Genomic DNA, 21,439 nt, shown 5'->3' on the forward strand with positions numbered 1-21,439 from the left:
ATTATTGAGCAACAACGTTTGCTGCTTGTAGGCCTTTTTGACCGTTTTCAACTTCGAAAGAAACCTTTTGGCCTTCTTTCAGAGTTTTGAAACCTTCTGAAGCGATAGCACGGAAGTGTACGAATACGTCAGCACCGCCGTTGTCTTGAGAAATGAAACCGAAACCTTTCTCTTCGTTAAACCATTTTACAGTGCCAGTATTTGTGTTAGACATAATTTGTCCCTTATTCATAAATTTTCTAAATTGTTGATTGCATTACTGCAATGCGCTGATAATTGAATTATTTAATATTACTAAGAAATAAGGAAAAACTACTTACAAAAACGGGTAACGATTTTACATGTCATTTTTTACTATTCATCTAACTTAAATAACTCCGGCTAACAGAGCGAGTGCATGTTAACACAGTCTTTCCGGTTGTACACTCATTGATTGAGAAATCAGCGAGTTTTTTTGTCATGTTGTGTTCGTTAACAAAACCAGCAGCAATAGCTGATAGTTTTATAAAGTTACACGCCACGGCAAAGTGAAAAGGAAGCCTAAGCCTCCTTTTCTTCATCAGTATAGACGATATTACCGTTTGAAGTTGATATCTTCAGTCTTATCTAAATTAATTTTTGTTCTAGCTGGTTGAGTCTCTGCAATCACCTTACCGTGACGTACTGAGTACTGCACCGGGACTTGGCGACGAACAGCATCAAAACCATTGTCAGCAGGAAGAATTAGTAGGCTTCCTGGCTTACCCACCTCAATACCGTAGTTGTCTTGGATATGTAGCGTGCGTGCTGAATTTTTGCTGATCAAATCAAGCGAAGTGTTGATTTGGTCGTAGCCCATAACCTGTGTCACATGCAGTCCCATGTGCAGAACTTGAAGCATGTTCGCTGTACCCAGTGGGTACCATGGGTCAAACACATCATCGTGGCCGAAACACACATTAATGTTAGCCGCTAGCATCTCTTTAACACGTGTTACGCCACGACGTTTTGGGTAATCGTCGAAGCGACCCTGTAAGTGAATGTTCACTAACGGGTTTGCCACGAAGTTAATGCCAGACATTTTTAATAGACGGAATAGGCGAGATGCGTAAGCACCGTTATAAGACCCCATCGCTGTGGTATGGCTTGCCGTTACCTTCTCACCCATTTCGAATTTGTGCGCAAGGGCTGCCAGCGTTTCAACAAAACGAGATTGCTCGTCGTCAATTTCATCACAGTGAACGTCGATCAAGCAGTCGTACTTGCGTGCAAGATCGAACACGTAATGCAGAGATTCAACGCCGTATTCACGAGTGAATTCAAAGTGAGGGATAGCACCGATAACGTCAGCACCGATCTTCACTGCTTCTTCAAGCAACTCTTTGCCGTTAGGGTATGAAAGAATGCCTTCTTGAGGGAATGCAACGATTTGAATGTTGACCCACTCTTTCATCTCTTCGCGGACTTCAACCATCGCTCTTAACGCCACTAACGTTGGGTCTGACACATCAACGTGTGTACGCACGTGTTGAACCCCGTTAGCTATCTGCCATTTCAGTGTTTGCTTGGCACGAGACTTTACGTCTTCGATTGATAACAATTCTTTACGCTCAGCCCAACGCTCAATACCTTCAAACAAAGTACCAGATATGTTCCAGTTAGGTTCTCCAGCCGTTTGCGTAGTATCTAGGTGGATGTGCGGTTCACAGAAAGGAGAAACTGCAATGCCACCTTCAGCATCAAGGATGTCACCTTGATGAGTGATTTGAGCGTCATTATCGAGAATGCGAGAAAATTGACCATTTTCAATCAGAATCTGTTTCAAGCCCTCTTGGTCTTGAAGTTTCGCGTTCTTGATTAATAAGGTTGTCATAGTGTGTCCTTAAGCGGCCTGAGATTTCAGAGCTTTTTTGTTCAATAGAGGATTTAGCACGAGGTAACTGATTGCACCACCAAACACGGCATTCAAAGGAACGATGCCAGGTAGGAAGTGACCAGCGGCTACGCCTGTTGCTACCGCGATAATGCCAGCCCAGTTAACGGTTTGGAACTCTGCATTTGCAAAATCTTTGTAACGTTTACGGTTCGCGAAGAAGTCGGCGATGATTACGCCACCAATGGGTGGAATCGCCAGCGAAAGGAAGGTTAACCAACCAACGAAGTTGTTGTATAACCAAAGCGCGAAAATCGTACCGATAATACCGTTAATGATAGACATTGTAGTACTTGAGCGACCTGTGATGTTAGATAAACCCAGACCTGACGCATAAAGTGCATTTTCATTGGTTGTCCAGATATTCAAGCCAAGCACGATGATGGCTGGAAGCAGTAGACCTTGCGCGATCATCACATCTGAAATATCAGCCTGGCCGGTTGCTGCTGCGCCTGCTGCGCCGAAGATAAACATCAGCGAGTTACCGATGAAGAACGCGACCATTGTAATTAACACGGCGCTTGCTGGCTTTTTACCGAAGCGAACGAAATCGGCAGTCAACGTACCTGCACTTACAAACGAACCTACAACCATTGCTAGTGCCATTGAGAAGTCCATTGGCGTCTCTGGCTTAATCAGCTGCAGTTGCTCTAGTCCACCAACACTGTCTACGGCTGTTAGTACTGAGTAACCACCCAGAATCGCAATCGCGGGTACCGCAATCGCTGAAAGCACCATGAGCGCTTTAATACCGAAGTACACCGTACCTGTCATCAACAAGCCAGATACGATAATTAAGGTGTTGGTATCAATGCCTGTGGCTTTTTGCACCGGAATCGCAAACATGGCAACGCCTACACCAAACCAGCCGACTTGTGTACCACCAAGTAGAGCAGAAGGAAGCCATGAGCCTTTAGTACCAAAAGAGAAACGAGCAAGGAGGTGAGTAGAGAGGCCTGTTGATGAGCCGATGTAGCCAAGAAAAGAAGTGTAAATACCAAGAATTAGGTTACCGATGAGAACGGCGAGGAAGAAATCGTTGAAAGAAAGACCTGTCCCGAGTGAACCACCAGTCCACATACTTGCAGAGAAGAAAGTGAGTCCAAGCATTACCATGGTGAGTGAAGCGACTCCTTTCCTAGCCGATGTAGGAACCGGCCCGAGACTGTAGTTATTATCAGCAGCCATTTTTACCTCCGCAATTGTTCAAAATTAAAAATAACGGTCGCCGTATTGCAGGCAAACGAGCGCATTATGGTGATATAAATCACGTAGTCAATGCTAGTTTTGTCAATAAGTCAGTTATTAAGGTGGTTATGTTAAAAATAAGCATTTAAAACATGAGGTTACTTTTTATGTTTGTTCTTAAAAAATAATTAGAAAACGTTTTCTATGGCGTGGGTGATGAGTCAGAGTTGAACTTCACTATGAATGTTAGCGATTATGACTGTGAATGGATGTCTGTATATTGGATGGACGATGTTTCTTAAATTGCAGGCAAAAAAATGGCCAATCGCAATACTCGCAATTGGCCTATATATATCGTGAACAAGAAAGGTTCACTAACAACGTCAGTTGGCTAGGTGACCCTCGGCTTAAGAAGGGTCAATATGTACATTGCAGTTAGTGTGCCAACTTTGAAAGCAACGTGAAATGGTAGTTTTATAGCAATTTAGTGCGTATTTAAACGGTTTGTTCGCATTTTGGAAGTTAACGGTTGCGTTTTGCAATTGCATTTTGCGATTCATGGTGTTGTCATTAAGGAATAAACGATGAAAGTGAATACTGCTTAGTTTCTTGATTTTTGCTGCTCTGTCTGCAACTAACGGTAAAATAGATAAAAAGCCCGTGCGATCTCAGATCTCACGGGCTTTGTATCGTTTTATCTAAAACAAGTATTAGATTGAGTAGAAGAAGTACAACTGGGACTTCATTCTAATGATGATCCCGCGTATTACGTCTAGGAACGCCATAAAGCTGATAGGCTTCTCACCGCTTACCCAAGCTAACCCTACAGAGCCGACTGGAATATCGTAACCTTCCGCCTCGTCAATTTTTAAGCGGACAAAGTGGTGCTTGTTCTGAAGGTTTCGACCTGTGGTGACACGAACTTGTTCATCAATACCTAATAGGCTAGCTTGTGCTTCACCCGTCGCTTCAACAATGCCTTCTACGGTTGCGGAGAATATCTTGCCTGGGTATACCGCCGTTGCAAACTCAGCAGGCTGGCCCACTTTTACGTTACGAATAGCTTGGTGATTCACTCGCATTAACACGTATTTCTCTTCAGTGTACATTTGGATACGAGGCATCATTGATACTCGTTGTCCTTCACGAAGAATGAAGTTAGTTACAAAGCCGTCAGTCGGCGCCGTTACTTTGGTACTGTTCAAATCCCATTGAGCTTGAGCCAATGTTGCTTTTGCCGAATCTACCTCAGTTTGTTTCTTACTGACGTTGGTTTCTGCCTTGTGGATGTTTAACTTCGCGTTCTCTGCATCAACTTCCTTCTTACTCAGTTGAGATTCCAATGTGGTGACGTTAAACGTTGCTAAGTCTACCTTTGCCGTTTGCTGGTCGATGTCACTCTCAGTAATCGTATGTTCTACAACTTTGTTTTGCTTTTGGTAACGGTCAAGTGTTTTAGATTGCAGAACAAGATCTGTTTTTGCTGATTCTATCTGAGCGACAGAGGCTTTGATATCTTCAAGCGCTGACTGATAGCTTACTTTAGCGATGCTCACTTCTTGGTGAGCGGTATCTAAAGCAACGTTCGCCGATTCAAGTTGCACGCTAGCCTTATCTCTTGCAATAACATATTTGGTGTCATCAATTTCGTAAATGAGTTGACCTTCAATCACGTCTTGGTTCGGTCTAATGTGAACCTTAGTTGTTTTGCCTGACACATTGGTTGAATCTGGACGTAACTGAATGTGTGGTGATTGAACGACTGAACCTCCAGAGAGATCCATCGGCGTGTAGTTAATGAGTCCAACCCAAACAAACAATAACCATGATGTACCACCTAGATAAGAAAATGCTTTGGTGCCCTTATTCCACGGCATACCAATAAGCCTAAGTAGATAGATGAACAGTGCCCACAGAGCTAAGCCTTCTAACATGTTTGGCTCTCCCCATCTTGATCATTCTTAACTTGTTGTTCTGTTGGTTCCGCAGGTGCTTTCCATGTGTCTCTCAGGTTTATGATGGCTTTATCCATATCAACAAACGCCAAAATGACGGCAAGTACCCATACCCAGTGCCATATGAAGCCAATCCAAGTTAAAGCGGTGATTAAACCGAGTTGTTGGTGCTCTTTGCTGTGAGCTTTATTGATTGGTAATTCATGCACACGCCAAAAGCCGTAACATGCAGCAGCGATAGTTGCGATTAACACAACACCTGCAACTACATGTAATACGGTGTCTGCGCCAGTTCCGACAAATGGGACACTCACTAAACTCATTGATCAACCCTAAGTAATATTTGAACGCCGAGTGTGATTGAAGTTGGATTTACAGGTTGTAAATTTACTAATTACTTCGATAATGGCAATTATATGATTTGATCTATGATCTTCTTTCTAAGGGTTAGCGACGAATGAACAATTGTAACTTCTTAAGAGCATTAGGGATTTTGGGTATTTATCAACACGCTGGTACAAACCCTGTGGTTAATACGGAGCGTTTAGGTATTCCGAAGTCTGTATTTACTAACTCAATGAATCTTATTCCGGTCAATGAAGTCGATAAATGGTATGGGTTTCTTGAACAGCAAACTAATGATCCAGATATTATTCTGAAACTGTCTGACCGAGTGGATATTGAAAGATTAGGCCCGTTAAGCAACTGGTTTTTTTCTGGACATGATCTTGCTTCTACGATCCGCCGAGTGAACATCGGCCTGCACTGTTTACAGTCTGGTGCGTTCTTATACGGTGCGCAGGTAGGGACAATGATTAAATGGTGCTACGACAATCCTGCCTACTCAGAAACGGGTAAAGTGCATGACTCAATAAGAGTCGCGGTTTTCATTATGAAGATTTTACGTCGATATTTGGGGAATGACTTTAAACCCGTCGCGGTTTCAATAGCAGGTCGTCGAGAGAATGTTGACCTCTACCATGAATATTTCGGCTGTACGATTCAATGGGGACAGCCTCGCACAGAGGTTTGGATCCCGAGTGAATCGAGGTTATCCATCAATCAGTCACTATCGAACAGTAAAGCAAATCTGGCGATGAACTTTCATGACTTGGATAACTATCTAAACATGCCAGATGCTGGTGATGAACATAAGGTCACCTATGAGATGATCAACTACAGTCGCCACTTTGGTTTACCAACCCTTCACAAGGTTTCCAGTTTATTAGGACTCTCTGAACAGCAGTTTCAACGCCGTTTACATAAATCGGGCATCAATTTTTCTACCATTATGGGGTATGCGTTAAGCAACGTGGCGGTAGAACTACTGATGTATTCAGTGCCAGTGGAAGAGGTCTCAAAGAGGTTAGGTTATACCAACGTCGCGAGCTTTAATCGGATGTTTAAGAAACATCGAGGTTTAACGCCCAAACAATATATTGAGCGCCTAGGTTGAGTTTGTTAGTGATTGCACTATAGGTTAAGCCTTTAATGCGTGATAGATCGTGTTAAGGTATAGAATTCGTCACCAACTTTGGGCTTTATTTTAACGTACCGCTTGTTGCTCACGTTTTCGAAGTTACCCTTACGTTCAAACTCAAGCAGACGACAACTCCCCGGTAAATTACGTATTTTTTTGAGTTCTTTCATCGCGACCACCGCCAAGATGCCACTCTCTTTATCGCAGACAACACTATTTTTTTTGACAGTGATATCTGCAAGAGACTGGAATGAAATAAAGGTTAAACTTAGTAATAGAATTTTAACTTTCATACTATCGTTACTCTCATACTAAGAGCTTAGTGTTTCTGATTTTATAGTTTTCGTACCAGTAGCCAAGGGTATAGGTACAGATGGTGATGTCTGTAATGGCGAACGGGATAAAACTGGCGTTTAAGTGTGCTGTTTCGGGGTTGAACATGTTTGAAACGAACAGGTATACCATAAAAAGTTTTTCAAGAAATGAATATAGGATGATCGATTCTCTCCAGCGAGGTACGTAAGCTGAAGCGGCAATAAAGAAGCCCATTAACCCGACCATGATTCCCCAATGTCTGAACAAGAAGACATAATTAGAATCGTAGGGAAGATTGTTCATATCGAGTAGTGCGGTTTTTGGGTTAATCGCATAAATACCCGCATACATGGTGACTAAACCACCAATGACCAGAAATGGTTTGAGAAAACGGTTAAAAAACATATCAAGATTCCTACAGGTAGCTATCAGTTCAAAGCCAAAATGTTGATTTCAACGCGACGGTTACAGGCTCTGCCTTGTTTTGTGCTGTTCTCACAAACTGGGTAACGCTCACCATAGCCTTGTGTAACAACTCGACCTGAAGCAATCTTTTGATCAATAAGGTAACGGCCAACAGATTGAGCGCGCTGTTCTGACAGAGTTTGGTTACTTGAATCATCACCTGAGCTATCGGTATGTCCTTTAATGTCTAAGCGTGTATCTGGGTACTCACTAAGGATAAGTGCGACACTGTTTAAGGTAGAGTAGATGCCGGATGACAAATGATAAGATCCAGAGTCAAAGCCAATGCCATTCTCCATCACTAACTTCAGTTCTTTGTCGTTGATACGTTTAACTTGTACACCGGAACTCACCAACTGTTCACGCAGCGCTTGTTCTTGTTTATCCATGTAATAGCCCGCACTACCTCCTACAACGCCACCAATAGCAGCTCCGCGTAGGGCGTCAGAGCTATTTCCTGTCGCTGCACCAATTGCCGCGCCCGCTAACATGCCGGCTAAAGCGCCTTTCGTTGCTGAGTTAGTTTCGGTTTCACCCGTAGTTGCATTGTGTCGTTGAGTCGCTTGGCAGCCTGAAAGTAAAGCTGCGATAGATAGGGTGACGATTACACGTTTCATAGAATCTTTACTCAATAATTATGGGTGTCTAATTTTATTTATTTCCAGATATACACCTTACTGTAGCGGCTGAATTTATACTCACTACACCTATATCGGGAAGTGCTATCTTAATGGCATTAAATTAAACATTGTGCAGAAAAAATACTGCATTGAAGAGGATTTGATGAAAACTAAAGAGTTTTTATAAATAGATAACGTTTAATACATAATGACTTGTCGTTTCATAAGCTGAATGTAAGCAGTAAATATACCTAATCGCTATATATTGTACTTAGTACGTGCTTCCAATATATCTAATTTTTCTTGCAGAGAGTTTCGTACAATATTAATACAGAATCGGTATAAAGGGTGGCTGTGGTTTCGTTCTAGATAGTAAATGGCATGGCTCATTTGAGCGGGAGCAAGTTCAGTCAGCCAAGTAGGTTGGACACAATCAATCGTGTTAGGGCACATTGAAGCGGAGAGCGTTTCGGTAATCGCTAAAATGTCTGAGTGCTCAGCGAGGCATGTTAAAACAGACATACTGGCAGAGCGGTATTTGAAATTAAAAAACTCAGGGGCTCGACGCTCCAGTATTGCATTAAAGTCAGTGAGCCCCGGAACGAGAATTCCTCCCGTCAGATATTTGTTGAAATCTTCTAATTTAAACTTCTCATCAGACCATGGATGGTTTTTTCTCATGATAACAATGGGTTTGCTTGAGGTCAGGTCAACGGAACGGATAGATTTCGGTGTGTCAATTGGGCCGAAATTCAACCCAATATGGACATCACCATTTTGTATGTCGGTGAGTGTTCTATCTGTCCAGGTAGTGACATTCAGTTTTGCTTTTGGAAATGAGTTAAACACAACCGAGCTCGTTAATTCTGTAGCCATCGCTTCTAGGAATACACTTGAAACAGCGATCGTGAGCTCGCCATCGAATTCACTTGGGTCTTCAAAAAGATCTGAAAAAATCCGATTGTCTAGCGCGTCGAGTTGCTCATTTAGGCCTAGACCAATAGCATCAGCTCTATGGGTTGACTGTAACTTACCATTGGCTGAATAAAATAATTTGTCGCCAGTGTAGTCACGTAATTTTGCTAATGTTTGGCTAACCGCCGATTGGCTAATACCCAATGCCGATGCAGCTAACTTGGTGCTTCTATGAATGTAAATAGCATCAAACACGCGTAGATAATTTAGGTTCACCTGTTCATTATATTTTTTGTACATAATATTCCTAGCCTCTGCTTAACATTATTAATCGATGGAATAAGTGATGCTTATTTTTCGTATAAGTAGCGTGGAAATAGTCATCTACATATAGTGGCACCATCTTCTTAAGTGTCAGTTTTGGTGTATACAATGAAAAATATTAAAATCGCTTCTCTTTCTCTAATTAGTACAGCATTAGTTTTGGCTTCAACTTCGGTATTTGCAGAGCAAAATAGTGAAGCAGACAATCATGAGTATCATGATGCTGACCCTCGAAACAGCAGCATGAGAGCGGCGGTATTTTCAGATGATGAAGGCGAACTTAAACTCCTTGCTGGTGGTGGAGCTTCAGGCCTCACCAGTGATATATCTCAGACGGTTGGTTTCGCTGAATATTACACTCAGTCAGAGAATGCGCGATTGAGAGCTGCTCACTTTGATTCTTTTGGTGGTGTTTATGTAGATGTTTACCAACTAAAAGATGCCGCTAACATGTACACCACAGGCTATATGCTGCCTCTAAGTAGTGAAGATGGCACTTTGTTCTTCCCTTCGTTGAACTATACCTATGTCGACGGTGGTGATGCATACTCAACATTGAATGGACTAGGCGTGCCTCTACAGGGTAATGAAGAAGCTCACTTAGGCTCAGTTAACATGTACGCGCTACACCCTTGGAACGATACCCACTTCTCTGTGTTTAATATCAATCTTGGTTCGTCGTACGGTGGCGCTGAAATGCAGGTTGCTAACCTAATGTGGCTGCAAGGTATTAAAACCAAAGTAAAAGGTAAAGATTTCAACATCATGTTTGAATTTAAATACGATGTAATTTCTGTGCAAAATGAGCGAGGTATTAATGAAACTTCCGAAGAAGTGACCGCCTCGATTGGTATTGATTACCGCTTCTAGCACCGAGAGTAAAACGCTGAACTCGAGAGTTCAGCGTTTGAAGTTACTGTGAGCAACATTAGAAAGTGAAGTTTGCACCAACGAAGTGGATGCTTCCTTCAAATTCACCTTGAATCTGAGTATATGGCTTGCTAGAACGGTCAATTTCCATCGTGCCAAAGTCTGCGTATTCATAGAAAATATCGACACGAGTTGAGTGCCAATATGTACTCGCACCTAGTGAATAACGGTATTGTTCACCTACAGGTAAGTCGACCCATTGCTTCGTTGGGTCATCCTGCGGGGAAGTCTCGTAAGAGAATCCAGCTTTAAGATCCCAGGCAGAGTTAAGTTGATAATCGACGCCTACTGCGAATTTCCAGACATCTTCCCAGTCTCGATCTATTGCTTGTGGAAGAGTTGGTGCTGAATTTAGTGTGTCGTTGTAAACTGGGGTCTCTGAGAACTCACTCCACTGATGGAATTGAATGGAAGATAATAGAGTTACTTGAGCATTAAGGTCGTAGCTTGCACTGATGTCAGTTATTGCTGGAACAACAAGTTCAGTACCCACAATCGCATTGCTACCATTGACCAGAGAGGCAGAGATGTCATCAAAGTCATGAATCAATTTCGAACGGTAACTAAGACCTAAAGCCCACTGTTCTGCTTTGTACATTGCTCCTGCATTGTACCCAAATGCCCAATCGGTACCCATATCGGACTCAAAGCCAGTCGTACTAACTTCAATTAAACCGTAGTTTATTTGCACGCCAGCTGCGATCGACCAGTTGTCATCCAGTTGGTAGCTGATATTTGGGTTTAACTGTAGTGCCGACATGAACGCTTTATCTAAATGGTTAGCGCCGTCCCAGTTATTACCATACTCAATAGAAGAGCCGCCAATCGCACCAAAATTGATTCCGACGTGTGTACTTTCAGTTACTTGACGTACATGGAAAACACCAATCGATGGCATCAAAGTATCTGCACTTGCGTCGCCATCCGGTGTATTTAGGAAGCTGCTATCTTTAGATGCATCGGTATAGTCCATCTGTAGATACAGTGCCATCGTGTTGATGGTTGTTTTTCGCTCGCCCATGTGGCTCATGGTTGCTGGGTTAGTGTAGCCCGCAGTAGCCGTTTCAGTATATACACCGTCGCCAGCCCCAGCAGTACCAGCATTAGCTGTGACAGCCTCTTGGAGCAGTAGACCACTAGCATTGGCTAAATTTGAAAAGATTAGTAAAGCGAGAGCAGTTTTTTTCATGTTGTTTTCCAGCAGGTTAGCCTTGAGGGCATGGATTAATTAACTGCAGATAGTGTAAGGAAGGAGAGGTGGGATATATTCAGTATTTTTTCTGTATTGAAACAAATTGCTGACTCGGTTCTGTAGCCATGTCTTCTCACTGAATTAAACAATAAAGCTGATATAGGCGAGAATAATTATCATATCGGTTTTTTCTAATCTTATTTATTAGATGCCAAGTTGAATTTTACTGTTTCCAAAATGCGTCTAATTAGACTGTTCACTATCGTTTGTTGTTATTTAAGCTGTTGATAATAAGTGAATGTGGACAAGCAGCTTATTCACTGGCTAGTAGTAAGTCACAGATTCCTTCCCTCGTAAAATTGGTTAATTTAAATATCAATAGCCAATTTGAATTCTCTCTCTAAAATAACCACAAAAATTATAAGCCTTACCTTAAGCAACAAAAATAAAAATAAAAATAACGATTCTAATAACGAAAACATGGAGGCCAAATGGCCAACTTATTGATATCTATTGCCCCTATTATTTTACTTATATGGATGATGACCAAAAAGAAGGCCATCCCTTCAAACATTGCTCTGCCGTTAACCGCATTGTTAGTCGGTATCATTCAACTCTTTTATTTTGATGCGGACATCATGCCTGTGGTGGCTAGTGCCATTGCAGGTGCGCTATCAGCTATCACACCAATTTCGATTATTGCTGGAGCCATACTTTTAAATCGGACCATTTCATTATCCGGTGCCGAAGCGGTGATTAAACGTTGGCTCGAAGGAGTCAGCCGCAATCAAATTGCACAGCTTATGATCATCGGTTGGGCGTTTGCGTTTATGATTGAAGGCGCCTCAGGTTTTGGTACACCGGCGGCAATTGCTGCGCCAATTCTGGTTGGACTCGGTTTTCCTGCGCTTCGTGTTGCGATGCTGGCGCTTATTATGAACTCAGTGCCGGTTTCATTTGGTGCGGTGGGCACGCCGACTTGGTTTGGCTTTAGTGGCCTGGGTCTGAGTGAGCACGATCTCCTGGAAATTGGTCGCACCTCTGCATTGTTACATACAGTCGCCGCTGTTTTTATTCCAGTGATTGCGCTGAGTTTTGTCGTAAGTTGGAAATCCATCTTACGTAATATCATTTTTATTCAGCTCAGCATTTTTTCCTGCACTCTGCCATACCTCGCTTTCGCGCAGTGGAACTATGAGTTTCCAGCGTTGATTGGTGGTGCGATTGGCCTCACTATCTCGATTATATTGGCGCGATTAAATATCGGTATGGAGCCGAAACCGTTAAAGGAAAAAGAACAACAAGAGCGCATCCCAACGGCAGAAATTTTCAAAGCGATGAGCCCGACGTTACTGTTGATTGCGATTCTTATCATTACTCGTATCCAGCAGTTAGGGATAAAACAGTTGTTAACGGATTCGACTCAGCTGTTCACCATTCAACTCGGTCACTTTGCAGAGTTTAGTGTTTCGAATGCGTTGATTTTAAAACTTAGTCATATTCTGGGAACAGAGACTTCATGGGCGTACAAAACCTTGTATGTCCCAGCATTAATTCCTTTCTTATTGGTGGTGTTGGTTAGTGCGCTCGTCTTCAAGATGAGTAAGCAGCAGCTAGGCCAAGCATTTACGGAAACAGGGCAACGAATCAAAACGCCATTCATCGCACTTGTCGGCGCTTTGATCATGGTGAAGTTCATGATGATGGGAGATGCAAACTCTCCAATTATGACAACAGGTCTAGCTCTATCTGAACTGTTGGGAACAAGTTGGCAGTACTTTGCTTCATACCTTGGCGCGTTAGGTGCGTTCTTTTCGGGCTCAGCGACAGTTTCTAACCTCACATTCGGTGGTATTCAACAAACCATCGCGCAGACAGTCGGCTTGCCGCAAAACCTTATCTTAGCGCTGCAATCTGTCGGTGGTTCGATGGGCAACATGGTCTGTATCAATAACATCATTGCAGTTTCAACCATTTTGGGTCTTACCAATAAAGAGGGTTACATCATCAAGCGAACGGTGATCCCAATGGTTCTGTATGGCGTGTTCGTCGCCTTAGTGAGCAGTGTTATTTAATCCTATTATGCCTACCTGCGCTGTAGTAGGGGCTTTGGTAACAGAGTCATGCAGGTGGGCAAGTCATAAAAAATCACTGGATTTAAGGCGCATGCCGAGTAATCAAAGTCAGTGAATACTGGAGCATAAAATGAAGGTTAACTTTTTTGTCACTTGTTTATGTGACTCTGTGAAATCGGAAGTCGCCCAAAAAACGGTTCTACTTCTAGAGCAGTTAGGTTGTGATGTTCTATTTCCAACTCAGCAAGGGTGTTGCGGCCAACCGTCTTTAAATAGCGGCTATATTGAGCAAAGTAAACCGGCCATGAAAAAGTTGATTGAGAGCTTTGAAGGTAATGACTTCCCGATCGTGACACCAGCAGGCTCTTGTGCCGCCTCTATCAAGAAGTATCCAGAATATCTAGCCTCTGAACCAGAGTGGGCAAAAAGAGCGCAAAAGGTCGCGGATCGCTTGTTCGAGCTGACTCAATTCATTGTGAACAATTTAGGTGTCGTTGATATTGGTGCTCGCCTTAATGGTCGTGCGGTTTACCACCCATCTTGCAGCTTGATTCGTAAATTGGGTGTACGTGAAGAGCCTCTCAAGCTACTAGAAAACGTAGAAGGGTTGGAAATGCTGCCGATCAAAAACCAAGAAACGTGCTGTGGTTTTGGCGGGACGTTCTCGGTCAAAATGTCAGAAATCTCCGGCGAAATGGTTAAGGAAAAAGTCCGTCATATCAGTGATGTCAGCCCAGATTATTTAATTGGTGCTGATATTAGCTGTTTGATCAACATTGGTGGTCGTATTAGTCGTGAAGGCAAGCCCGTTAAAGTGATGCATATCGTTGATGTGTTGTTGAGCCGTTAAGGAGAAGAGTATGTCGATGAAAACCAGCGATGTGAACTTTAAACAGCGCATCAAAGTTAAAATGCAAGATGAGTTTATGCGTCATTCTGTGGCGAACGCTCAGGAGCGCATGTTCAACAATCGTCAAATAGCGGCTGACAAGCTTGGTCACTGGGAAGAGTGGCGCGATATGGGCATGGATATCCGTAATCATGTGTTAGAGAACCTAGATTACTACCTGCACCAACTGAGTGATAACGTCGTCAAAAACGGTGGGAGCGTGTTTTTTGCTTCGACCGCTGAAGATGCTACGGATTACATAGAGAGTATCATTCAGCAGAAAGAGGCCAAAAAAGTCGTCAAATCCAAATCTATGGTGACGGAAGAGATTGGTCTTAACAAAGTGATTGAACGGAATGGCTGCGAAGTCGTTGAAACCGATTTAGGTGAATACATTTTGCAAGTGGACGATTGCGACGCGCCTTCGCATATTGTGGTGCCTGCTTTACACAAAAACCGTACGCAAATTAAAGCGATATTTAAAGATAAGCTCAACTATCAAGGTTCGGAAGATCCTGAAGAGATGACTCGCTTTGTTCGTGATTATATTCGCCATGATTTTCTGGAAGCGGATATTGGCATCACAGGTTGTAACTTTGCCGTAGCGGAATCGGGGACGGTCACTTTAGTCACGAATGAAGGTAATGCTCGTTTGGCTACGAGTCTGCCCAAAACGCATATTGCGGTGATGGGTATGGAGCGTATTGTCCCAACTTTTGAAGAACTTGATATCGTGATCAGCTTGCTCTGTCGCAGTGCGGTCGGTTTACCGTTAACCGGATATGTCACAGCCTTAACTGGCCCACGTGAATCGGATCATTGTGACGGCCCGGAAGAGTTCCACCTAGTGATTGTCGATAATGGCCGCTCTGATATTTTGGGTTCAGAGTTTAAAGACATTTTGCGTTGTGTTCGTTGCGCTGCTTGTGTCAATACTTGCCCGGCTTATCGTCATATTGGCGGGCAATCATACGGTTCTATCTATTCGGGGCCAATTGGTGCGGTGCTTTCACCATTACTTGGTGGATACGACGATTTTAAAGATCTGCCATACGCTTGCAGTTTATGCAAATCTTGTCACGATGTTTGCCCAGTTAAGATTCCACTTTCTGACCTATTGATGAAACACCGTGAAAAAATGGCCAGTGACAAGATCACGCCTTTCAGTGAGAGGGTTATCGTTTCTGGTTTCAACCTAATCAACGCTAAGCCGCTGTTGTGGGATATGAGCATCAAAGTTGGTGCAACGGTCGCCAGTGGTCTAATCCGAGATGGAAAAATGCCACTCAGTATCGGCGCAATTAAACAGTGGAATGAATCGCGAGATCTTCCTACACCAGGTGGCCAGTCGTTCCGTAGCTGGTTTGCCAACCGAAAACAGAAATAAGGATCTCTATGATGTCTACGCCAGAAAATAATAGCCAGACAGCGGTTCATAATCGCGATCAGTTTCTGCTTAACATTGCCAACAAACTTGGTCGGAGTGCTCCGTTAACTCAAGTAACAAGACCTTTGCTTCGTCATACTTGTCACCAAGATGTTATGAAGGGCTTTAGTGCTGATCAGTTAAAGCAAGTATTTCAAGATTACGCGCACTCCTCGTTAGGAGCTGAAGTGATTGAAACGACAAAGAGCCAGTTTCGAGAGGTTTTAGGTCAGATCTGTCACCGCGCTTGTGCCGGCGAGCAAGAGGCAAAGCCAGTTGATACGATTTTCTCAGCTTCTCCAGCTTTATTGGAACTTGTTACACCTTCAGATTTTGTCAATGAACAGCATCAAGTGCACGTTTGGGATAACGCTTTAGGTTATGAAGCGAATATCATCATTGCTGAGCGCGCTAAGATTGGTGTCGTGATGGCCGAACAAGCACTCGCAGAATCAGGGACTGTTGTGCTTTACAGCGACCCCAAACAAGGGCGTGCAATCAGCTTGTTGCCTGAAAGTTCAATCTTTGTCATTGCAAAAAGTACGTTGTTACCTCGTTTAACGCAGGCAACGATGACACTGCACAGCAAATCTCAAAATGGTGAACGTATACCTTCCTGCGTTAACTTTATCTCGGGGCCAAGCTCCACGGCTGATATTGAGCTGATCAAAGTGGTGGGTGTGCATGGCCCAGTCGCGGCAACCTACATCATTGTTGACGATATGTAATTAGAATTCAATTTGCTCTATGGGAACAGGGCATCAAGGCACATCTCATGTGGATGTGCCTTTCTTCTATTAATGGGTCGTCTCCGATTAGGGGAACCGCTATAATCCTTTCATACTTTTGCTCTCTTTAAGGGGCTCCTATGCCGCAAGTTGATGATCTTATTCTGTTTACTCAAGTCGTTGAACACGGCTCGTTCAGTAAAGCTGCGGAGCATAATCACTCCACTAAATCGATGATCAGCAAAAGAGTGAGTAAGCTTGAAAGTGATCTTGGTACCCAGCTGCTTTATCGCACGACTCGTAAGCTAACCTTAACCGAGGCTGGAGAGATGCTTTACCATCGCTCTAAAGATATCTACTCAACAGCCAATGCTGCGTTCAAGTCGATAACGGGTTACAACGAATCGTTAGCGGGCCACATTCGAATGTCGGTGCCAACGATTTCTGGCGAGTTATTACTCGCTGAATCCATTTCTGAATTTTGTAATAATAATCCTGGCTTAACCGTTGATATGTCGATGGACAATCACTTCGTTGACTTGATTGAAGATAACTATGATTTGGTGATTCGCACCGGCTATTTAGAGGATTCAAGTCTCATCGCACGTTATATATTTAGCTCTCGATGGATGATTTGTGCGTCTCCTCAGTACCTTGAAAAACACGGTGAGCCGAAAACGCCAAAAGCCCTCCAAAGGCACAATTGCTTGGGTTACACCCATGAAACGGGTGGAACCTTTAATTGGCAATTCAAATGCAATAGTGACAATTATACCTTCAAAGTTTCGGGTAATTTTTCTTCGGATAATGCAGGTGCGCTTCGAAAAAGTGCGATTTCCGGCAATGGGCTCGCTTACTTACCGACATGTTTGATCTATCAAGATCTTCAACAAGGTAAATTGGTTGAGGTACTTTCAGAGCACACCAGTAAAGAGGTCGGAATTTACGCGGTTTACCCATACACTCGCAATCCTGCAAAACGGATCCAAGCATTGATTGAACATATCAGAGAAAGTTACTTAACGATTCAAGAGCGTTTTTAAACAGGTAAGAGCATAAACGTAGAGACTTGCCTCTCCAGCTTACTAAGCTGCTCAATTGTTGGGTGACAACTTCTAAATAGTGGAAACCCAGCAGCCTATAGGGGGGCACATCATTCCTGATGTTGCTGAGTTTCCTGTATGGTTATGTAGCAGTTAGGACATTAATTAGCGCAATGTAAAGCGAGGAAAATGAACGCTGTAAGTAGAATCAATTGACTCTTTTTCCTATGCGTTATATCGACAAAATCGCAAATCTTATGGAATTTATTCATAGTCTTACATGCTATATATGAAGTAAATCTGAGCTTTCATTCGGATAATGATGCCGCGAATGACGTTCAAGAAATTTAAGAATGGAATTGGCTTTTCTGCATTAACCCACGCAAGTCCAACCGCACCGACTGGAATGTCATAGCCTTCAGGCTCTGATATACGTAAACGTACAAAGTGGTGCTTGTTCATCACGTTTTTGCCTGTTGTCGCGCGCACATTCGTTTCACGAGCAAGCAAAGAGCCTTGAGATTCACCGGTCGCTTCAACAATGCCTTCTACGCGAGCATTAAATACTTTACCTGGGTAAATGGCGGTAGCAAACTCAGCTTCTTGACCTACTTTGATATTTCTAAATGCTTGATGGTTAATTCTCATCAAGACAAACTTCTCATCGCTGTACATTTTTAGTCGAGGCATAGCACCAACAAATTGACCTTCACGAGCCATAAAGTTGGTGACATAGCCATTGCTGGGTGCGTAGATCTTTGTTTGTGCCAAATCCCACTCAGATTGTGAGAGAGCGGCTTTCTTGTTTTGAAGATCTGCCTGTTTACTGGTCACGGAAATCTGTGACTTCTCAATTAGGTTTAGATTTTTCTTCGCAGTAATTTCTGACTTCTGATATTGCGGCTCAATGATCGTGAGTTGGTTCTTGGCAACTTCAACGGCAGTTCGTTGTTGATCTAGAACGCTTTCTGTAATCGTACTCTTTACTTTTGCATTCTGGTCGACATAGCGCTTCAACGTACGCTGTTTTAGTGTCAGGTCTTGTTTTGCTGCTGCAATTTGGCTCTGGATGATCTCAATATCTTCGAGCGAAGCTTGGTAGTTTGTGTTTGCGATATTGATGTCTTGAACCGCTGCCTTGTGAGCCATTACAGCAATCGCGAGTTGCGCTTTTGCTTTTTTAACGGCGATAACGTACGAGTCATCGTCGAGCTCGTAAATTAACTGACCCTTTTTAATTTCACTGTTTGGTGAGATGTAAAGTGTTTCAATATTACCGGTTACTCGTGTTGACCCTGGTCGTAATTGAATGTGTGGTGATTGCACAACAGAACCACCGGATAGATCCATTGGAGCCCACGTAATAAGACCAACCCATACGAATACTAGCCAGATAGAACCGCCGCCATAAGCAAACATTTTAAATGGTTTTGTCCAAGGCACTCCAACAAGACGAAGTAGATAAATAAACAAAGCCCAAACAGCTAAACCTTCTAACATCGTTATTCTCCTGCTTCTGTAGTTTTAGTCGGTGTGGAATCATGCCAAATATGACGAATGCGGCGTATGCTCTTTTCTGTATCGACAAAAGCAATAATGACAGCCAGCACCCAAACCCAGTGCCAGATAAAGCCTATCCAGGTGAGAATGGTGACTAACCCCATTTGGCCATGTTTCTTCTTGTCTGCGTGATGAATAGGGAGTTCATGGAACTTCCAAAATGCATATAAAGCGCCTAAAACAGTACCGACAAGTACCAGTCCTGCTACTACGTGTAAGCCAGTGTCGAATGCAGTGTCGACAAAAGGCATGCTGATTAAACTCATAAAGCTTCCTAAAATGGGTATTAAAAATTTGAGCTAGAGCGGGTTCACTTAAGGGGTGTGAACGAGTAGATAAATGGTACGGAGCTACTACACAGAGTGAATCAGTAAAAATACGGGTCATGATGTTTTGTCGAGGAAAACATAATCTAGAGCGAATCTAAAAGGGGGGCATGTAGAGGGGGAGTGGAGAGTTGGAAGCTCAATACCTTCAATGAGCTACCAACACGCTTTTAAACTACACTGAAGTACGTTTTATTAGCTTAGAAAATAGAGAGCCTAGAGCCTTTTCACCGATGACCTTTTGCACAACAGTCATGAGCTTTGCATCTAACGTCGTTTGATAACTCAGTTTAGGCTTAGTATCAAATCCAGCTTTTAGCATGTGGTTTACGGTTGATTCTGGCGTTGCCCCTTTTCTATACGCGTCGTGTAAGAACTGATGAGATTTGTCGACGATTACTTTATAAGACGAAAGCTGATTAGTTTCTTTCATATCCTGCAGTTGAATAGCATCAAGCTCAGTTTGTACGCAACCTGGTTCGATCGTTGAAATTTGAATGTTAAAGTCAGAAATCTCTTGAGATAACCCTTTTGCCATACCGTTTAGAGCATGCTTTGTCGCGGAGTACCAAGAGTTCATGCTGGTAGAGACACGCGCTGCAATGGAGGTAGTAAAAATGATACGACCTTGGTTTCGTTCTCGCATGTGAGGCAATACCGCTCGTACCACACGCGCAGCTCCGTAGACATTAGTGTCGAATAGAGCGTGTACTTTTTCTATCGGGGTTTCTTCAACAGGCCCGGCAATTGGGTAGCCAGCGTTGGAGTAAACAATATCAATATGACCGACTTCTTCAATCATCTTGGCAACGGCTGTATTGACCTGTTCTTCATCTCTAACATCAATTTTTAGAATCGTGGCGCCTAATACTTTTAGATCGAGCATATTATCAAAGCGTCTTGCTCCGCAGTAAACGGTGTGGCCTTCCTTTAGAAGTTTAATCACCAGATCTTTACCAATGCCAGAGGAAGCACCAGTGACCAATATATTTTTGACGAACATAGACAAACTCCAGACAAATAATCAAGAAGCAAACCAGAACGAAATAATACATGTGGATACTTGATGGCTTTTATAAATTAGCGAGCCAATAGCGATAGACATATATTGAAGAGGTTGGTTTGCTGATGTACTAAATTAAATCCTGTCGTTGAAGTTGTAAGCAGTAGTATTACGGCAATAATGCATACAATGGTATGCATTATTTTCAAAAAATAGGGGTAAAGCGTATGCGTTTTTTTTTGGGGGGGGGTTATTGATCAATTCCAAGCCCGTTGCGCAGTGCGAACTGGATAAGCTCAGTATTGTTTTCAAGTTCCAGTATATCGATCATTCGGTACTTGTGTGATTCAATGGTTCGAGGACTTAAAAACAACTTTTCAGCACATTGCTTTGCCGTAAAGCCTTGAGCAAGTAGAGTCAGAACTGAGCACTGTTTAGGCGATAACAAAAGAAGCTTCTCACCTTCATTGGCATTGGTTGTCTGATCTTGTTTTAAATTTCGAGACATTGTCGAATGTTGCCAATAACAAAGCCAAATATCGCAAATAAGCTTAAGACGTTTCATATCTTGGTCTGATAGAGGCTCTAACGTACTGTTGAATCGAGAAAATGATAGAGCGCCCCAATCCTGACCAAACAGTTTGAGCGGGATGATACCATGCCAACGCCCACCTTCCGTATACAGTGTTCTGAGGACCGATATCTTGTGGTCACTCATCTCTTGTTCGCTAAATGTCAGCCAACGTTTTTTGGTTCTGAGCTGTTTTAGATAGTCTAGGTAGTTGCCACTGATAAAACTTTGAGGGTTGAGCTCAGGCACTCCATCACGAGCGATAGTGACTGTTTTCCCATCGTTAAGCATAATCATTGAGTTGGGAAACAGCGTCACTCGGTCTATTCCAAACCAATCTAATACTGTGTGCGCGATTTTTTGCCAGGTAGCATCAAAGTCTTTTGGCAGAGAGCCAATCAATGCGTTGGACTGTTCTGTCACCAGATCTTCGAAAGACATTTCAGCAGTATTTTTCATCGTACAGAATCAACCTTATCAACAATAATCACTATGAGTAAGCTAGCTTTTTATTATGCTATA

21 protein-coding genes are annotated in these 21,439 nt (G+C 42.9%); 7 read left to right on the plus strand and 14 right to left on the minus strand.

Features of this window, described 5'->3' with window-relative positions:
• Nucleotide 1: 1 nt before the first annotated feature.
• From Q5H80_RS15805 to Q5H80_RS15825, 5 genes are all read right to left on the minus strand, one after another.
• Nucleotides 2-214, minus strand: a complete 213-nt coding sequence (locus Q5H80_RS15805) for a cold-shock protein (RefSeq protein ID WP_004730009.1) — start codon at nucleotides 212-214, stop codon at nucleotides 2-4.
• 360 nt (nucleotides 215-574) lie between these two features.
• Nucleotides 575-1,852, minus strand: a complete 1,278-nt coding sequence (locus Q5H80_RS15810; RefSeq protein ID WP_304570369.1) for a cytosine deaminase — start codon at nucleotides 1,850-1,852, stop codon at nucleotides 575-577.
• Between the two features lie 9 nt (nucleotides 1,853-1,861).
• Nucleotides 1,862-3,100, minus strand: coding sequence for a cytosine permease (gene codB, locus Q5H80_RS15815; RefSeq protein WP_032499239.1), 1,239 nt, complete (start codon nucleotides 3,098-3,100; stop codon nucleotides 1,862-1,864).
• 710 nt (nucleotides 3,101-3,810) lie between these two features.
• A complete protein-coding gene (locus Q5H80_RS15820; RefSeq protein ID WP_304570372.1) occupies nucleotides 3,811-5,034 on the minus strand; it encodes an HlyD family secretion protein in 1,224 nt (407 codons plus the stop codon).
• A complete protein-coding gene (locus tag Q5H80_RS15825; RefSeq protein WP_304570373.1) occupies nucleotides 5,028-5,378 on the minus strand; it encodes an MFS transporter in 351 nt (116 codons plus the stop codon). The genes Q5H80_RS15820 and Q5H80_RS15825 overlap by 7 nt, the downstream gene beginning before the upstream one ends.
• 134 nt (nucleotides 5,379-5,512) lie before the next feature.
• On the opposite strand from Q5H80_RS15825, the gene Q5H80_RS15830 reads away from it, so the two are divergent.
• The gene (locus tag Q5H80_RS15830) at nucleotides 5,513-6,511 is read left to right on the plus strand and encodes an AraC family transcriptional regulator (protein ID WP_304570374.1); all 999 of its coding nucleotides are present in this window, start codon (nucleotides 5,513-5,515) and stop codon (nucleotides 6,509-6,511) included.
• Between the two features lie 32 nt (nucleotides 6,512-6,543).
• Here the strand turns inward: Q5H80_RS15830 and Q5H80_RS15835 are convergent, their stop codons facing one another.
• The 4 genes from Q5H80_RS15835 to Q5H80_RS15850 all read right to left on the minus strand — a co-directional run bounded on the left by Q5H80_RS15835 (nucleotide 6,544) and on the right by Q5H80_RS15850 (nucleotide 9,150).
• Complete coding sequence (locus Q5H80_RS15835) at nucleotides 6,544-6,828, minus strand: hypothetical protein (protein ID WP_304570375.1); 285 nt, start codon at nucleotides 6,826-6,828, stop codon at nucleotides 6,544-6,546.
• 13 nt (nucleotides 6,829-6,841) lie between these two features.
• Nucleotides 6,842-7,255, minus strand: coding sequence for a hypothetical protein (locus tag Q5H80_RS15840; protein WP_304570376.1), 414 nt, complete (start codon nucleotides 7,253-7,255; stop codon nucleotides 6,842-6,844).
• 23 nt (nucleotides 7,256-7,278) lie between these two features.
• Nucleotides 7,279-7,932, minus strand: a complete 654-nt coding sequence (locus tag Q5H80_RS15845) for an OmpA family protein (RefSeq protein ID WP_304570378.1) — start codon at nucleotides 7,930-7,932, stop codon at nucleotides 7,279-7,281.
• A 261-nt stretch (nucleotides 7,933-8,193) separates the two neighbouring features.
• Entirely contained in the window at nucleotides 8,194-9,150 is a 957-nt protein-coding gene (locus tag Q5H80_RS15850; RefSeq protein WP_304570379.1) for a LysR family transcriptional regulator, read from the minus strand.
• A 132-nt stretch (nucleotides 9,151-9,282) separates the two neighbouring features.
• On the opposite strand from Q5H80_RS15850, the gene Q5H80_RS15855 reads away from it, so the two are divergent.
• Nucleotides 9,283-10,044 carry a hypothetical protein gene (locus Q5H80_RS15855; RefSeq protein WP_304570380.1) on the plus strand — a complete coding sequence of 254 codons (762 nt, stop codon included), beginning with the start codon at nucleotides 9,283-9,285 and terminating at the stop codon, nucleotides 10,042-10,044.
• Nucleotides 10,045-10,102: 58 nt separating this feature from the next.
• On the opposite strand, the gene Q5H80_RS15860 is transcribed toward Q5H80_RS15855, so the two are convergent.
• Complete coding sequence (locus Q5H80_RS15860; protein ID WP_304570381.1) at nucleotides 10,103-11,293, minus strand: OmpP1/FadL family transporter; 1,191 nt, start codon at nucleotides 11,291-11,293, stop codon at nucleotides 10,103-10,105.
• Nucleotides 11,294-11,787: 494 nt separating this feature from the next.
• Between Q5H80_RS15860 and Q5H80_RS15865 the strand changes: the two genes are divergently transcribed.
• From Q5H80_RS15865 to Q5H80_RS15885, 5 genes are all read left to right on the plus strand, one after another.
• Nucleotides 11,788-13,371, plus strand: a complete 1,584-nt coding sequence (locus tag Q5H80_RS15865; RefSeq protein ID WP_304570382.1) for an L-lactate permease — start codon at nucleotides 11,788-11,790, stop codon at nucleotides 13,369-13,371.
• Nucleotides 13,372-13,501: 130 nt separating this feature from the next.
• Nucleotides 13,502-14,221 carry a (Fe-S)-binding protein gene (locus Q5H80_RS15870; protein WP_304570383.1) on the plus strand — a complete coding sequence of 240 codons (720 nt, stop codon included), beginning with the start codon at nucleotides 13,502-13,504 and terminating at the stop codon, nucleotides 14,219-14,221.
• Between the two features lie 10 nt (nucleotides 14,222-14,231).
• On the plus strand, nucleotides 14,232-15,647 hold the full coding sequence (locus tag Q5H80_RS15875) for a LutB/LldF family L-lactate oxidation iron-sulfur protein (protein ID WP_304570384.1): 1,416 nt from the start codon (nucleotides 14,232-14,234) through the stop codon (nucleotides 15,645-15,647).
• An 11-nt stretch (nucleotides 15,648-15,658) separates the two neighbouring features.
• On the plus strand, nucleotides 15,659-16,414 hold the full coding sequence (locus tag Q5H80_RS15880) for a lactate utilization protein C (RefSeq protein ID WP_304570761.1): 756 nt from the start codon (nucleotides 15,659-15,661) through the stop codon (nucleotides 16,412-16,414).
• Between the two features lie 140 nt (nucleotides 16,415-16,554).
• Complete coding sequence (locus Q5H80_RS15885) at nucleotides 16,555-17,457, plus strand: LysR family transcriptional regulator (protein WP_304570385.1); 903 nt, start codon at nucleotides 16,555-16,557, stop codon at nucleotides 17,455-17,457.
• A 276-nt stretch (nucleotides 17,458-17,733) separates the two neighbouring features.
• Here the strand turns inward: Q5H80_RS15885 and Q5H80_RS15890 are convergent, their stop codons facing one another.
• The 4 genes from Q5H80_RS15890 to Q5H80_RS15905 form a co-directional block, all read right to left on the minus strand.
• Nucleotides 17,734-18,957, minus strand: coding sequence for an HlyD family secretion protein (locus Q5H80_RS15890; RefSeq protein ID WP_304570386.1), 1,224 nt, complete (start codon nucleotides 18,955-18,957; stop codon nucleotides 17,734-17,736).
• 2 nt (nucleotides 18,958-18,959) lie between these two features.
• Nucleotides 18,960-19,283: an MFS transporter gene (locus Q5H80_RS15895; RefSeq protein ID WP_304570387.1), complete on the minus strand. Its 324-nt coding sequence runs from the start codon at nucleotides 19,281-19,283 to the stop codon at nucleotides 18,960-18,962.
• A 235-nt stretch (nucleotides 19,284-19,518) separates the two neighbouring features.
• On the minus strand, nucleotides 19,519-20,346 hold the full coding sequence (locus tag Q5H80_RS15900; protein ID WP_304570388.1) for an SDR family oxidoreductase: 828 nt from the start codon (nucleotides 20,344-20,346) through the stop codon (nucleotides 19,519-19,521).
• A gap of 250 nt (nucleotides 20,347-20,596) precedes the next feature.
• Complete coding sequence (locus Q5H80_RS15905) at nucleotides 20,597-21,376, minus strand: response regulator transcription factor (protein WP_304570390.1); 780 nt, start codon at nucleotides 21,374-21,376, stop codon at nucleotides 20,597-20,599.
• Between the last annotated feature and the right edge of the window lie 63 nt (nucleotides 21,377-21,439).

Source organism: Vibrio sp. SNU_ST1, assembly GCF_030563405.1.
GTDB lineage: Bacteria > Pseudomonadota > Gammaproteobacteria > Enterobacterales > Vibrionaceae > Vibrio.